The sequence below is a fragment of the Halomonas elongata DSM 2581 genome (assembly GCF_000196875.2).
GTDB classification, from domain to species: Bacteria; Pseudomonadota; Gammaproteobacteria; order Pseudomonadales; family Halomonadaceae; genus Halomonas; species Halomonas elongata.
The window spans coordinates 3,017,896-3,031,415 of record NC_014532.2; the positions used below are offsets into that span (position 1 = coordinate 3,017,896).

Annotated in this window: 12 protein-coding genes; 2 read left to right on the forward strand and 10 right to left on the reverse strand. The window is 65.0% G+C overall.

Going from position 1 to position 13,520, the window contains the following annotated elements; genetic code table 11:
• Positions 1–10: 10 nt before the first annotated feature.
• The 6 genes from HELO_RS14120 to ampD all read right to left on the reverse strand — a co-directional run bounded on the left by HELO_RS14120 (position 11) and on the right by ampD (position 8,162).
• On the reverse strand, positions 11–778 hold the full coding sequence (locus tag HELO_RS14120) for a class I SAM-dependent methyltransferase (RefSeq protein WP_013333324.1): 768 nt from the start codon (positions 776–778) through the stop codon (positions 11–13).
• Positions 775–1,479, reverse strand: coding sequence for a tRNA (adenosine(37)-N6)-threonylcarbamoyltransferase complex dimerization subunit type 1 TsaB (gene tsaB / locus HELO_RS14125; protein WP_013333325.1), 705 nt, complete (start codon positions 1,477–1,479; stop codon positions 775–777). Before tsaB ends, HELO_RS14120 begins: the two co-directional genes overlap by 4 nt.
• A gap of 88 nt (positions 1,480–1,567) precedes the next feature.
• Positions 1,568–2,224, reverse strand: a complete 657-nt coding sequence (gene adk / locus HELO_RS14130; RefSeq protein ID WP_013333326.1) for an adenylate kinase — start codon at positions 2,222–2,224, stop codon at positions 1,568–1,570.
• 261 nt (positions 2,225–2,485) lie between these two features.
• Complete coding sequence (aceF, locus tag HELO_RS14135) at positions 2,486–4,504, reverse strand: pyruvate dehydrogenase complex dihydrolipoyllysine-residue acetyltransferase (RefSeq protein WP_013333327.1); 2,019 nt, start codon at positions 4,502–4,504, stop codon at positions 2,486–2,488.
• 72 nt (positions 4,505–4,576) lie between these two features.
• On the reverse strand, positions 4,577–7,255 hold the full coding sequence (gene aceE, locus HELO_RS14140; protein ID WP_013333328.1) for a pyruvate dehydrogenase (acetyl-transferring), homodimeric type: 2,679 nt from the start codon (positions 7,253–7,255) through the stop codon (positions 4,577–4,579).
• Between the two features lie 343 nt (positions 7,256–7,598).
• Positions 7,599–8,162, reverse strand: a complete 564-nt coding sequence (gene ampD, locus HELO_RS14145) for a 1,6-anhydro-N-acetylmuramyl-L-alanine amidase AmpD (protein ID WP_013333329.1) — start codon at positions 8,160–8,162, stop codon at positions 7,599–7,601.
• 80 nt (positions 8,163–8,242) lie between these two features.
• On the opposite strand from ampD, the gene nadC reads away from it, so the two are divergent.
• The gene (gene nadC, locus HELO_RS14150) at positions 8,243–9,097 is read left to right on the forward strand and encodes a carboxylating nicotinate-nucleotide diphosphorylase (protein ID WP_041602160.1); all 855 of its coding nucleotides are present in this window, start codon (positions 8,243–8,245) and stop codon (positions 9,095–9,097) included.
• A 5-nt stretch (positions 9,098–9,102) separates the two neighbouring features.
• Here the strand turns inward: nadC and HELO_RS14155 are convergent, their stop codons facing one another.
• A complete protein-coding gene (locus HELO_RS14155) occupies positions 9,103–9,660 on the reverse strand; it encodes a GNAT family N-acetyltransferase (RefSeq protein WP_013333331.1) in 558 nt (185 codons plus the stop codon).
• 92 nt (positions 9,661–9,752) lie between these two features.
• On the opposite strand from HELO_RS14155, the gene tsaA reads away from it, so the two are divergent.
• A complete protein-coding gene (gene tsaA, locus HELO_RS14160; protein WP_013333332.1) occupies positions 9,753–10,475 on the forward strand; it encodes a tRNA (N6-threonylcarbamoyladenosine(37)-N6)-methyltransferase TrmO in 723 nt (240 codons plus the stop codon).
• Between the two features lie 446 nt (positions 10,476–10,921).
• Here tsaA and purC read toward each other — a convergent pair whose 3' ends face one another.
• From purC to HELO_RS14175, 3 genes are all read right to left on the reverse strand, one after another.
• Positions 10,922–11,635, reverse strand: a complete 714-nt coding sequence (purC, locus tag HELO_RS14165; RefSeq protein WP_041602161.1) for a phosphoribosylaminoimidazolesuccinocarboxamide synthase — start codon at positions 11,633–11,635, stop codon at positions 10,922–10,924.
• Between the two features lie 81 nt (positions 11,636–11,716).
• Positions 11,717–12,508 (reverse strand): MBL fold metallo-hydrolase, encoded by a 792-nt coding sequence (locus HELO_RS14170; RefSeq protein WP_013333334.1) that lies wholly within the window; start codon positions 12,506–12,508, stop codon positions 11,717–11,719.
• The gene (locus HELO_RS14175; protein ID WP_013333335.1) at positions 12,508–13,482 is read right to left on the reverse strand and encodes an outer membrane protein assembly factor BamC; all 975 of its coding nucleotides are present in this window, start codon (positions 13,480–13,482) and stop codon (positions 12,508–12,510) included. The genes HELO_RS14170 and HELO_RS14175 overlap by 1 nt, the downstream gene beginning before the upstream one ends.
• Between the last annotated feature and the right edge of the window lie 38 nt (positions 13,483–13,520).

The following is a 13,520-nucleotide window of genomic DNA, read 5'->3' on the forward strand; positions in this document are numbered from 1 at the left end:
CGGACAATACCTATGATGACGTCAGCGAGCGATGGACATACAGATCATAGCGACTGGTCTTGCCCTCGAGCACATGGCGCGGCGCCGGACCGTCGATGGGAGGAGCCTTGCGCGGCCGCTTGACGACCACGCGATGCGTTGCCACGTCCAGCGCCGCTTCCAGCAGTCGCGGGGCATCGGCGTCGTCGCCGGCCAGTTCGCGGAACAGCCGCATTTCCTTCTTGACCAGCGCCGACTTGGCGCGATGCGGGAACATGGGGTCCAGATGAATGACCTGAGGCGCGATGCCGCTCTCTGCCACCCGGCGGGCCAGGTCATGACCGGCGTCGCCATGCACCAAGCGCATGCGGGCCGCGATCTCGGCGGCATCGGGATCGACGGCGGCGCGCGCCAGGCCATCCTCCAGCAAGGCGGCAATGGCCGCCACGCGCTCGACCAGCAGCACCTCGGCACCGAGCGAGGCCAGCACGAAGGCATCGCGCCCCAGGCCGGCGGTGGCGTCCACCACCGAGGGCGTCACACCCTTGCCGAGACCGCAGGCCCGGGCGATCAACTGGCCACGACCGCCACCGAAGCGACGCCGATGAGCGGCCCGCCCGGCGGCGAAATCCACCGCCAGCGGATTGCCGTAATCGCGCGGATCACCGGCCAGTACCAGGCGTTCGTCCTCATGGCGCAAGACCAGGGGCGCGTCCGGGGCATCGACGCGCATCGGCAGCCCCCAGCGGGCGGCCAGGCGGGCATCGTCTTCGACCGCGACACGGGCGCTGCCAGTCATCGCGACTTGCGCCAGACGACCTGGTCACGCAGATAGACCGGCTGCACTTCGTGGGCCGGCCGACCCTCGCCGGCGGCGAAGTCATCGGCGGCCAGCAGCACCAGGTCCTCGGCGGCGACTTCCACATCCGGCAGGCACAGGCTCATCGCCACCTGCGTCTCGGCGGGCATCGACTCCCGCAGCGTCCACCCGGAGCCCACGCCCACCCAATCGTGATCGTCATGTCCTTCGGGCAGCCGCAGCCGCTCCGGCGGCAGCACTGCCTCCTCGTCCAACGGCTCGACCTGGTCCTGGTGACACCGCCAGCAGGCGGCATAGATCTCGCCCATGCGCGCATCCAGGGCCGTGACCAGATAACGATAGTGATGGCGACGATGGGCCCCCAGCACCAGGGCCCTGAGCGTCGAGATACCGAGCAGGGGGCGGTCCAGGCCGAAGGCCAGCCCCTGGGCGGCCCCCGCCGCGATGCGCAGGCCAGTGAAGGAACCGGGGCCTCGACCATAGGCGATGGCATCGAGATCGGCGGGTGTCACGCCGGCTTCGTCGAGCACCTCGTCGACCATCGGCAGCAGGCGGCGGGTATGCGCCCGGGGCGCGAGCTCGAAACGGGAGATCAACTCATCGGGATGATTCGCTCGGCGGCGCAGCAGAGCGGCGGAACAAGCGCTAGAGGAAGCGTCCAGGGCCAGCAGGATCGGCATGGGAGATACGCGATGATGGAAAATGTCGGGGCATTATACGACAACGGCCCGCACGATGCGGGCCGTTGTACTCAGTGATCACACAGAGTCAGCCCTCGAGGGCCTCGATCACCTGAGCAGTAATATCATCGACACTACCCACACCCTCGACGCGGTGATAGTTCGGCGCCACCTCGGGTTCCTGCTTGGCCCAGTCCTGATAGTACTCGACCAGGGGGGCGGTCTGATCGTGATAGACGGACAGGCGATTGCGCACCGTGGCCTCGCTGTCGTCGTCACGCTGGATCAGCGGCTCGCCGGTGACGTCGTCCTTGCCCTCCTCGCGCGGCGGGTTCAGGTCGACGTGATAGACCCGGCCGGAAGCGGGATGAACACGGCGCCCCGCCAGGCGGTTGACGATTTCCTCGTCGGGCACGGCGATCTCGAGGACGTGATCGATCTTCACACCGGCGTCCTTCATGGCATCCGCCTGGGGAATGGTGCGCGGAAAACCGTCGAACAGGAAGCCATTGGCGCAATCGGGCTGTGCGATGCGCTCCTTGACCAGGGAGATGATCAGATCATCGGACACCAGTCCCCCGGTCTCCATGATTTCCTTGACCTGCAGCCCCAGTTCGCTGCCTTCCTTGACGGCGGCACGCAACATGTCGCCGGTGGAAATCTGCGGAATGCCGAAACGTTCGCAGATGAACTGAGCCTGGGTGCCCTTGCCGGCGCCGGGAGCGCCCAACAGGATCAAACGCATCTAACTGCTCCTTGGAAAACGGGGAAGTGTCAAAGATTGAAAAAGGGAGAAGCGAACCATACCCGTGCCATTCCTGCCAGACAAGCGGCGCGCGTCAGAGAGCCGCCATTGTCGTGAAAAAAATCTGCAACACCAGGCAGTTAGGCTCACTAGGACTTTCGTCTGCCCGCCTGTCGACAGGTACCGAAGAAACCGCGAAAAAACGACGGCGCCTCGCGGCGCCGTCGTCTCGGTCATAGCCTGTACTGGCTTCGCCAACTATCAGAGCAGCAGGCGACGGATATCCGTCAGCACCTGTCCCAGGAAGGCGGTGAAGCGTGCCGCATCGGCGCCATTGACCGCACGGTGGTCATAGGACAGCGACAGCGGCATCATCAGGCGCGGCTGGAAGGCCTGACCGTCCCACACCGGCTTGGTCTGCGACTTGGAGACGCCGAGAATGGCGACCTCCGGCGCATTGACGATGGGCGTGAAGGCGGTGCCGCCGATGGAGCCCAGGCTGGAGATGGTGAAACAGCCACCGGTCATCTCCTCGCGCTTGAGCTTCTTCGACTGCGCCTTGCCGGCCAGCTCGACGGACTCCTTGGCCAGATCGATCAGCGACTTCTGGTCGGCATCACGAATCACCGGCACCATCAGCCCGTCCGGCGTGTCCACGGCGATGCCGATATGCACGTACTTCTTGTGCACCACGGTTTCGCCGTCGCTCTTCAGGCTGACGTTGAACTGCGGGAACTTGCGCAGCGCGAAGGCACAGGCCTTGATCAAGAACGGCAGCGGCGTGAGCTTGGCGCCCTGGGCCTCCGCCTCGGCCTTCATGGACTTGCGGAAGGCCTCGAGCTCGGTGATGTCGGCCTCGTCGAACTGGGTCACATGCGGCAGGTTGACCCAGCTGCGATGCAGGTTGGTCGCGCCCATCTTCATCAGGCGACCCATCGGCTTCTCTTCGACCTCGCCGAACTGGCTGAAGTCGACATCCGGCACCGGCGGAATGCCCGACCCGCCTTCAGCAGCCGCGCCACCGGCAGGCGTCTTGGCCTGACCGGCCATGACCTGCTTGACGTAGTTGTGGACGTCTTCCTTGAGCACCCGCTCCTTGGGACCGGTGGGCTGAACCAGCCCCAGGTCGACACCCAGCTCGCGGGCCAGCATGCGAACCGCCGGGCCGGCATGCACCAGCTTGCCGTCGCGGGGCTTGTGGGCCGCCATTTGCGCCTCGGGACTGGGGCGACCGGCCGGTGCGGCTGGCTTGTCGTCGCCCGACTCGCGCTTGGCGCTCGACGCCTCGGCTTTCTCAGCCGGCTTCTGCTCGGCCTTCTTCGGCGCGGGCTTGGCAGCAGCCGTCTCGATGATGGCGATCACATCGCCCTCGGAGACGCTATCGCCCTCCTTCACCTTCAGCTCGACCAGCTTGCCCTTGTGGGGGCTCGGCACGTCCATGGAGGCCTTGTCGGATTCCAGCGTGATCAGCGGATCCTCTTCGTTGACCTCGTCGCCCTCGGCGACCGCCACTTCGATGATCGGCACATCGCTGGAACCACCGAGGTCCGGCACGCGAACCTCCTTGCGCTCGGGCTCGCCCCCGGCAGACTCCTCCTCGGACTCGGCGGCAGCTTCCGGCTCGCTCGGTGCCTCATCGGCGGCCGGCGCACTCTCGCTCGCCTCATCGCCAGCCGACTCGCCGGCGACTTCCATGCTGCCGATCACATCGCCCTCGGAGACGGTGTCGCCTTCCTTGACGGTCAGGCTGACCAGCTTACCGGCATGGGGGCTCGGCACATCCATGGAGGCCTTGTCGGACTCCAGGGTGATCAGGGTGTCCTCGGCGTCGAGCGTGTCGCCCTCGCTGGCTGCCACCTCGATGATCTCGACATCGGACGCACCGCCGAGATCGGGCACCTTGATCTCTACCGTGCGCGAGCCGCCACCGGACTTGGCGGCAGGCTTGGCCGGCGCCTCGTCGGCCGGGGCTTCATCGGGCTCGGGGGCCGAGGCCTGCTCGGAGGCTTCCTCTTCCCCGGCGTCGTCGGCGTCACCGCCGCCCTCGGCCTCGATCTCGACGATACCGTCACCCTCGGAGACGGTGTCGCCCTCCTTGACCAGCACTTTCAGCACCTTGCCGCCCTTGGGCGACGGCACGTCCATGCTGGCCTTGTCGGATTCCAGTGTGATCAGGGTGTCCTCGGGCTCGATGACATCGCCTTCCGACACCGCGATCTCGATGATTTCGACATCGGTATCGCCACCGATGTCGGGCACTTTGATGATTTCGCTACTCAAGGTCGCGCTCCTTCAAACTCTTGACGGGGGCGGGCCCTGACGGCCCGCCATGCCACCGGATCGGTCGACGACTCACACCTCAAGCGGGTTGGGCTTGTTGGGGTCGATGCCGTACTTCTCGATGGCCTCGGCCACGACCTTGCGATCGATCTCGCCACGGTCGGCCAGCGCCTTGAGCGCCGTCACGGTGACGAAGTAGCGATCGACCTCGAAGAAGTGACGCAGCTTCTCGCGAGTATCGGAACGGCCATAACCATCGGTGCCCAGTACATGATAGTCGGTCGGCACCCAGGCGCGGACCTGGTCGGCGAACAGCTTCATGTAGTCGGTGGAGGCAATGGCCGGGCCCTGACGGCCTTCCAGGCAAGCGGTAACGTGCGGCTTGCCCGGCTCCTCGGCCGGCTTGAGGAAGGCCTGACGATCGATTTCCAGGGCTTCGCGACGCAGCTCGTTGAAGCTGGTGACGCTCCAGATATCGGCACCGATGCCCCACTCCTCGGCGAGCAGCTCGGCGGCCTCCTCGACCTCGCGCAGGATGGTGCCGGAGCCCATCAACTGGACGCGGGCCTTGTCACCCTGGGTTTCGCGCAGCAGGTACATGCCCTTGATGATGTCCTCGGTGGGCACCTCTTCCAGGGCCGGCTGCTCGTAGTTCTCGTTCATCACCGTCAGGTAGTAGAAGCAGTTTTCCTTGTCGGCGTACATCCGCTTCAAGCCATCCTGGACGATCACCGCCACCTCATGGGCGTAGGTAGGATCATAACTACGGCAATTGGGAATCATCGAGGCCTGGAGATGGCTATGGCCATCCTGGTGCTGCAGGCCCTCGCCATTCAGGGTCGTGCGCCCGGCGGTACCGCCGACCAGGAAGCCCCGCGCCTGCATGTCGCCGGCGGCCCAGGCCAGATCGCCGATACGCTGGAAGCCGAACATCGAGTAGTAGATGTAGAACGGCAGCAGCGGCAGGCCATGGTTGCTGTAGGAAGTCGCGGCGGCGATCCAGGACGACATGGCGCCGGCCTCGGTGATGCCCTCCTCGAGGACCTGACCCGCCTGATCCTCGCGATAGAACATCAGCTGGCCCTTGTCCATGGGCTCGTACTTCTGCCCTTCGGAGGTATAGATGCCGAGCTGGCGGAACATGCCCTCCATGCCGAAGGTCCGCGCCTCGTCGGGCACGATCGGCACGACCTGCTTGCCGACCTTCTTGTCCTTGACCAGACCATTGAGGATGCGCACGAAGGCCATGGTCGTGGAAACTTCACGGCCATTGGAACCCTTCAGCTGCGAGGCGAAGGTCTTGTCCTCGAGCGACGGGATCTCCAGGGCCTCGAAGTCCGGGTTGCGCGCCGGCAGGTAGCCGCCCAGACGCTCGCGCTGGAGATGCATGTACTTCATCTCCGGGCTGTCGTCGTCCGGCTTGTAGTAAGGCATCTCGTTTTCGATCTGCTCATCGGAGACCGGGATGCCGAAACGATCGCGGAAATCCTTCAGGACGTCCGGGTCGTCGATGGACTTGACCTGGTGGGCCTCGTTGTCAGCCTCGCCGCCGGCAGCACCCAGGCCATAGCCCTTGACGGTGTGCGCCAGGATGACGGTCGGACGACCGCTGGTATTGTGGAAAGCCTCATGATAGGCCGCATAGATCTTGAACGGATCGTGGCCACCGCGGTTGAGCTTCCAGATGTCCTCGTCGGACATGTCCTTGACCAGCTCGGCGGTCTCGGGATACTTGCCGAAGAAGTGCTCCCGGGTATAGGCGCCGCCGTTGGCCTTGTAGTTCTGGTATTCGCCGTCGACCGCCTCGTCCATGCGCTTCTGCAGGATGCCCTTCTTGTCCTTCTCGAAGAGCGGATCCCACAACCGGCCCCAGACCACCTTGATGACGTTCCAGCCGGCACCGCGGAACACGCCCTCGAGTTCGTCCATGATGCGCGAGTTGCCGCGCACCGGGCCGTCGAGACGCTGCAGGTTGCAGTTGACGACGAAGTTCAGGTTATCGAGCTTCTCACGGCTGGCGAGATGGATGGCCCCCAGCGTTTCCGGCTCGTCGCACTCGCCGTCGCCGAGAAAGGCCCAGACCTTGCGGTCCTGCATCGGCTGCAGGCCACGCTGATCCAGATACTTCATGACATGGGCCTGGTAAATGGCCATGATCGGCCCCAGCCCCATGGAGACAGTGGGCAGCTGCCAGAAATCCGGCATCAGCCAGGGGTGCGGGTAGGACGACAGGCCATCGCCATCGACTTCCTGGCGGAACTTGTCCATCTGCTCCTCGGTCAGGCGGCCTTCGAGGAAGGCGCGGGCATAGACACCGGGAGAGCTGTGGCCCTGGATGAATACCAGGTCACCCTTGAAATCGCCGTTGGCGGCGCGGAAGAAATGGTTGAAGCCCACGTCATAGAGGGTCGCGCTGGACATGAAGCTGGCCAGGTGCCCCCCGATACCCTTGTTGGCCTTGTTGGCCCGGGTCACCATGGCGGCCATGTTCCAGCGGATCAGCGAACGGATGCGACGCTCCATGAACAGGTCGCCCGGCATCGGCGCCTCACGATGCACCGGAATGGTGTTGCGATGCGGTGTCGTCACCGAGAAGGGCACTTGCATGCCATCGCGGCGATAGCGGTCCGCTAGCCGGTTCATGAGGTACCGGGCCCGGTCCTCACCCTCGCGATCCAGAACCGACTCCAGGGAATCCAACCACTCCTGGGTTTCGACCGGATCGAGATCTTCTCGTGTCTCAAGACTCATAGACGTCTCTCCGAATGACGGTGGGGCGACAGCCCCGCAGCGAGGGGCCTGTGGCGCTCTGTGGGAGGGCATGGAGTCGATTCCACGCCATCTGCCAGATTTGTAGTCGTTTTACAAGACAACGCGACCAATGTCGGTGGGTGCGCTGACGATACCGTAAACACTCACTGCTGCCAATTGAAACAGACATGGAAATTTTTTTCAAAACCTCCATGACGCCTATAACCCTTGGGTATCCCGCCCCTTCATAGTGGATCGCACCAAGAGAGCCGAGTTAGTAGAACAACTAGCTGGCTTGGGATCCCGAGGGTATCACCGGGCCAAATGTATGTTTTTTTACGTACTATCGAGTCATGTTTCCTACCGATTGGCGAAAATAGGCCCAATCGAAGGCCGCCCCGGGATCGCTCTTGCGTAGTGGCGCAACACGGGCATGACTGGTGATGCGTTCCGGTGTGATGGCCGGGTACCGTGCCAACAGTGACCGAGTGGCGCATGCCAGAGAGTGATACTGCGCCTCGGTGTAGGGCGTCACCTCATCCCCTTCCAGCTCGATGCCCACCGAGAAGTCGTTCAGCGCCCGACGCCATCGCTGCCCATCGCGCCACCATGAGCGGCCCGCGTGCCAGGCGCGCGCCGTGAACGGCACGAACTGCACACAGCCACCATCACGCCGGATCAACAGGTGGGCCGACACCCGCAGCCCACTAATGGCGGCGAAATAGGGATGCGCCTCGGCGTCCAGGCGATTGGTGAACAATCGTTCGATGGCATCACCGGAGAACTGCCCCGGCGGCAGACTGATGGAATGCAGGACCAGCAAGGAAATCTCGCCCTCCGGCCGCACGTCCTGATTGGGCGATACAAGGCGGCGCGCGCCCTCCAGCCAGCCCTGATCAATCGGCATGTTTACCCCCTGACGTCGATGCTGCGCTTTCCTCTATAATGAACGTCTCCCGCTTTCCAGCACAGAGACGAAGCCCCGCCATGCACTATCAGGATGCCCTCGCCGAAGAGATCCGCGAAAGCGCCGCCCGGCTGCTGGCCGAGGATGTCGGCCCCGGCGACATCACCGCCGAGCTGATCGCCGAGAAACAATGGGCCCGCGCCCGGGTGATCACCCGGGAGGACACCGTGTTGTGCGGCGTGGCCTGGGTCGATGAACTCTTCCGTCGCCTCGATCCCCGCGTCAGCCTGCACTGGCAGGCCGCCGACGGTGACCGGCTGAGCGCCGGGCAGGCCTTCCTCGAGCTCGAGGGCCCGGCACGCAGCCTGCTGACCGGCGAGCGCGCGGCACTGAACCTGCTGCAGACGCTTTCCGGCACCGCCACGCGTACCCGCCACTACGTCGACCTGCTCGCCGGCACCGGCGTGCGCATGCTCGACACCCGCAAGACCCTGCCGGGGCTGCGCCTGGCGCAGAAATACGCGGTGTCCTGCGGAGGCGGTCACAACCACCGCATCGGCCTCTACGACGCCTTCTTGATCAAAGAGAATCATATCGCGTCCTGCGGTGGGATCGCCGCCGCGGTCAAGGAAGCCCGGGACATCGCCCGGGATCTGCCGGTGGAGGTCGAGGTGGAAAACTTCGACGAACTCGACCAGGCGCTCGAGGCCGGTGCGGACGTGATCATGCTCGACAACTTCTCGCTGGACGACCTGCGCGAGGCCGTGCGGCGCACCGCCGGACGCGCCACGCTCGAGGCCTCCGGCAATGTCGACGAATCCACGCTCAAGGCTATCGCCGACACCGGCGTCGACTGCATTTCCAGCGGTGCTCTGACCAAGGACGTCAAGGCCATCGACCTGTCGATGCGCCTCATCGAGCAGCAGCAGAGCTGACGCCTTCAGGTCTCCACTGCCGCCAGCGACTTCGTCATGATCCACCGGCGCAGTCGCTGGCCGCCCCGTTCGACCCACTCTTCGCGTACGCGGCGCCAGCCACGATTTTCCAGGCCATCGGCCAGCACCAGGCTGGCGGTGATATCGACCCGGTCGGCTCCCTGCTCGACCAGCATGCGCTCGGCATGCACCAACAGGGTCGAGCCGATGCCGCGACGGGCCAGCGAAGGCCACACATAGAGCGACTCCACGCGAGCCCGCTTCAGGTCGAGTTCCAGAAACCCCACGCAACGGCCATCGCAAGTTGCCACCAGAGTGGTATAGAGCGCCTGCCGCGCCACCCAGGCACTACCGTCTCGGGGCAACACGGCAGCCCAGGCCTCGCGGGCTTCCTGCTCGTAATAGTCGCTGGCCCCCTGCATCACGGCATGATGGAAAACCTCGGCCTGATCGGCACCGTCCCGCGCCTTGGCGAGACGGTAGAAAATGCGCGGCGCTTTCCGCTTCTGGGAAGCATCGCGGCAGGGAGCCGCCGATGTAGGCTCGATGTCGGCATGACGCATGCGTGACTTCCTGAGATGATGAAACCGCCACGAGACTACACAAGCCAGGCGTCCGGGCCAATGCCCGAACGCGACACGCCCGGGAATCGAGCATGCCTGCATCCCCCAGCACCAGTGTGACCCTGACGCCCATCGGCCATATCGAAAGCGACTATCCCGACAAGTTCGGCGTACCGCGCCAGCCGGGGCTGGCCGAGGCCGCCCGGGCCAGCCTGGTACTGACGCCTCCTTTCGACGACCCTCTGACGGTGCGCGGCCTGGAAGCCTTCAGCCACCTCTGGGTGACCTTTCTCTTCCACCTCAGCCCCGAACGCTGGACGCCACTGGTACGCCCGCCACGCCTGGGTGGCAACACCAGGATCGGCGTCTTCGCCAGCCGCAGCACCCACCGCCCCAACCGGCTGGGGCAATCGCTGGTGGAACTGGAAGGCATCGACACCGACGCGGGAGTTCGCCTGAGACTGCGAGGCGTCGATCTGGTCGACGGCACCCCGGTACTGGATATCAAACCCTACCTGCCCTGGGTCGAATCCCGTCCCGAGGCCCGTGCCGGCTTCGCCCCCGAGGCCCCTGCCTCGCTGCCGGTACGCATCGCCCCCGAGGCCCAGGCAGCCCTGGCCGACCGCCCCGACGCCGACTCATTGCGCGAGCTGATCCACCAGGTGCTGGCCCAGGACCCACGCCCCGCCTATCGCCAGGGTGCGGAGGATCGCATCTACGGCGTACGGCTGCGCGACGTGGACGTACGCTTTCACGCCCTGGCCACGCCTGACGGCACCACGGCACTGGAAGTCACCGAAATCGTCGAGGTTTAAGTCGACCCAAGGAGCTAAGGAAGGAATCCTCCATTCAGAGCAATGAGAGGTGCTCCGACTCATATGGCCCAGAGCGCATTTCCAAACTTCCAATGCAATGGGCGCCGGGGATAAGACGACGCGAGGGTCATCCGCCATGGGTGAGGCGCATGCCGCCGAACGGGCTGGCCATGGAAGGCCAGCCCAGGTCCTGCAAGCGGAGCAGGCGGCGAGACGCCCAAGGAAGGGTTCACAGCGCCCTCGCGAAGGCTTGTCGCCGGAAAAGCCCACCTCCACCCGTTGGGTTTGAAGGGGGCTCTAAAGAATGCTCAGCTTCATGCTACGAGCAAAGGTAGGCTGACCGCCGCCAGAGTGTAGCCTGCTCTATGAGGATGGCGAGCACCGCCGGCGGCCAGGATCGCTAGGCACTTCCCGCGTCCCTGTGGGTCGTCTGAATCAGTACGTCCTCAGGAGAAATCGACGCCGATCCGGCGCCCCACTTCCTCATAAGCCTCGATCACACCGCCCAGGCCCTGCCGGAAGCGGTCCTTGTCGAGTTTCTCGCGGGTCTTGGCGTCCCACAGGCGGCAACCGTCCGGAGAGAACTCGTCGCCCAGCACGATCTCGCCGTTGAAGAGGCCGAACTCGAGCTTGTAATCCACCAGCAGCAGGTCGCCATCGGCGAACAGCTGCTTGAGGACATCATTGACCCGGTAGGTCAGCGACTTCATCTCGGCCAGCTGCTCGGGCGTCGCCCAGCCGAAGGTTTCCGCCAACGACTCGTTGATCATCGGATCGTGCAGGGCATCGTTCTTGAGGAACAGCTCGAAAGTGGGCGGCGCCAGCTCACTGCCCTCTTCCACGCCCAGGCGCTTGACCAGCCCCCCGGCGGCGATGTTGCGTATCACGCACTCCACCGGCAGCATGTCGAGCTTCTTGACCACGCTCTCGGTGTCGGAGAGCAGCCGCTCATAGTGAGTGGGAATCCCCGCCGCCTGCAGCTTCTCCATGATGAAGGCGTTGAAGCGGTTGTTGACCTTGCCCTTGCGCGCCAGCGACTCCATGCGCTCGCCATCGAAGGCGCTGGTGTCATCGCGGAAGTGCAGGATCAGACGGTCGGGGTCGTCGGTGGCATAAACCGACTTGGCCTTGCCGGCATAGAGTTCTTGACGCTTGTCCATGGGAGCCTCCAGGGCAATATGGTGAAGTAGCCCAGGCATTGCCCGACACCTCGGCGAGTGGTCTCGGGCGCCTGTGTATGTTCAGCGGATCATCCGCCAGTCCAGCCCCTCGTCCTGGGCGGCCACCGTCAGGCGGGACACTTCGCCGTCGAGCAACGGGTCCAGTGCCGCCAAGGCCAGCTCGGGGCGGTTGTTGTGTTCGGACAGGTGCGAGCAGACGATGTGCTGCAGACGATCCAGGCCCAGCCGCTGCAATAGCCAGGCGGCCTGTTCGTTGGCCAGGTGGCCCCAGCGTCCTCCGACCCGCCGCTTGAGACTCGGCGGATAGGGCCCCGTTTCCAGGAGTCGCACATCGTGGTTGCATTCCAGCACCACGGCATCGCAGCCCTGGAAGGCCTCGACCACATGGGAACTGGGATGGCCGAGATCGGTCAGCAGGCCGAGCCGTCGTCCAGCCGCGGAAAGCCGGAACTGCACCGGCTCCCGGGCATCATGGGGCACGGTGACCGGATCGATGTCGATCCCCTTGACCCGAAAGGGCGACTGGGGCGTTATCCAGTGGCGATGCGGTAGCTCGCCGATACGCCCCGCCAGCCAGGTCCCAGGCGTCAGATAGACAGGGACGCCGTGTTTCCTGGCCAGGGGGCCGACGCCGCGCAGGTGATCGCCATGCTCATGGGTCACCAGCAGGGCGTCGAGCTGGCGTGGATGCAGGCCGAGGCGCCCAAGGCGCTGCTCGGTTTCCTTGAGCGTGAAACCGCAGTCGACCAGCAGGGTCGTCTCGCCGTCGCTGACCAGGGTCGCGTTACCCTTGCTGCCGCTGCCAAGAGACGCGAAGCGCAGGTAACCCGAGTCAGCGCACGGCGCGGTCATCAGCGCAGCAGGCCTCCGATCCGCTCCAGCAGTTCACGCTCGTCGTCCGCCAGGAGCGCTTCGTCACCGGTTGCGCGGGCGCGTACCAGCGTCTGGTTCGTGCCCTGCCGGCTCAGTTCCAGGCGCACCCGCTTCGATTCCTCGCCGAAGTTCATCGACGCCAGCGAAGCCCAGACGCCGCGGCTGCGTTCACTGAACGGTATATAGTCGACCAGGAAGCTGTGCGAGCCCGCATCCTGTTCGACCAGCTGACGACGCCCTTCGAGGGAGAAGTCGGCCTGGAGTTGAGCGCTCAGCTCCGCCCAGGCGCGCTCGAGGCTATAGGGAAGCGCCAATTGCCACTCGCCATCGCGCTGCTCGAGGCGCGGAGGATGGCTCTGCTGTCCCATCTGCCCCTGGGCCGCGAGTCCGGATGCGGTGGCGCTGGCCAGGTTGCTGCGCTGCTCGAAGCGACGCTCCAGAGCATTCAGGCAGCCCTCCACCGGAACGCCCCCCTGCTCGCAACGAACCTCGCTTTCTCCCTGATGCAGGCCGGGGGACACACTGATGCGCCCCTGATCGGTCTCCAGCACGCCGCGGCTGTCATTGCGCGAGAGCACGTCGAGCCCCCGGGAAGCGGCGAAATCGTTGATCTCGGACCACACGACACCGGGCATGGCACCGACCAGCAACCAGCGCTGCTCACCGGCCTCGCGACGGGCCACCTCGCCGGCCGAGACACCGCTCCCGGCATTCAGGGCGCGCGGCGGGGGCGCATGAAAGTCGTCACCCTGGGATGCGAAGGCGCCGGGGACATCGGGTACCGGCATGACATCGCGGTAGCGCTGAGTATTGCGGGTATCGGGCAGCTCCAAGGGCGCGCTTTCCTCGGCCTTGGTATAATCGACGCTGCGGTTGTCGTAGTAGCCTTCTCGAGCGCAGCCCGCCACAGCCAGAGCGGCCACCAGCGGCATCCATTTCAGCGCAGAGTTCATGCGTCCACCTTGCGTCATATCTCATTGGGGATGGCCTC

Excerpts from the sequence above, each read along its gene's own strand:
- HELO_RS14170 (WP_013333334.1), bottom strand. The coding sequence starts at position 12,508 with ATGACCGCGCCGTGCGCTGACTCGGGTTACCTGCGCTTCGCGTCTCTT.
- HELO_RS14120 (WP_013333324.1), bottom strand. The coding sequence starts at position 778 with ATGACTGGCAGCGCCCGTGTCGCGGTCGAAGACGATGCCCGCCTGGCC.
- tsaA (WP_013333332.1), top strand. The coding sequence starts at position 9,753 with ATGCCTGCATCCCCCAGCACCAGTGTGACCCTGACGCCCATCGGCCAT.
- HELO_RS14155 (WP_013333331.1), bottom strand. The coding sequence starts at position 9,660 with ATGCGTCATGCCGACATCGAGCCTACATCGGCGGCTCCCTGCCGCGAT.
- nadC (WP_041602160.1), top strand. The coding sequence starts at position 8,243 with ATGCACTATCAGGATGCCCTCGCCGAAGAGATCCGCGAAAGCGCCGCC.
- aceE (WP_013333328.1), bottom strand. The coding sequence starts at position 7,255 with ATGAGTCTTGAGACACGAGAAGATCTCGATCCGGTCGAAACCCAGGAG.
- adk (WP_013333326.1), bottom strand. The coding sequence starts at position 2,224 with ATGCGTTTGATCCTGTTGGGCGCTCCCGGCGCCGGCAAGGGCACCCAG.
- HELO_RS14175 (WP_013333335.1), bottom strand. The coding sequence starts at position 13,482 with ATGAACTCTGCGCTGAAATGGATGCCGCTGGTGGCCGCTCTGGCTGTG.
- tsaB (WP_013333325.1), bottom strand. The coding sequence starts at position 1,479 with ATGCCGATCCTGCTGGCCCTGGACGCTTCCTCTAGCGCTTGTTCCGCC.
- purC (WP_041602161.1), bottom strand. The coding sequence starts at position 11,635 with ATGGACAAGCGTCAAGAACTCTATGCCGGCAAGGCCAAGTCGGTTTAT.
- ampD (WP_013333329.1), bottom strand. The coding sequence starts at position 8,162 with ATGCCGATTGATCAGGGCTGGCTGGAGGGCGCGCGCCGCCTTGTATCG.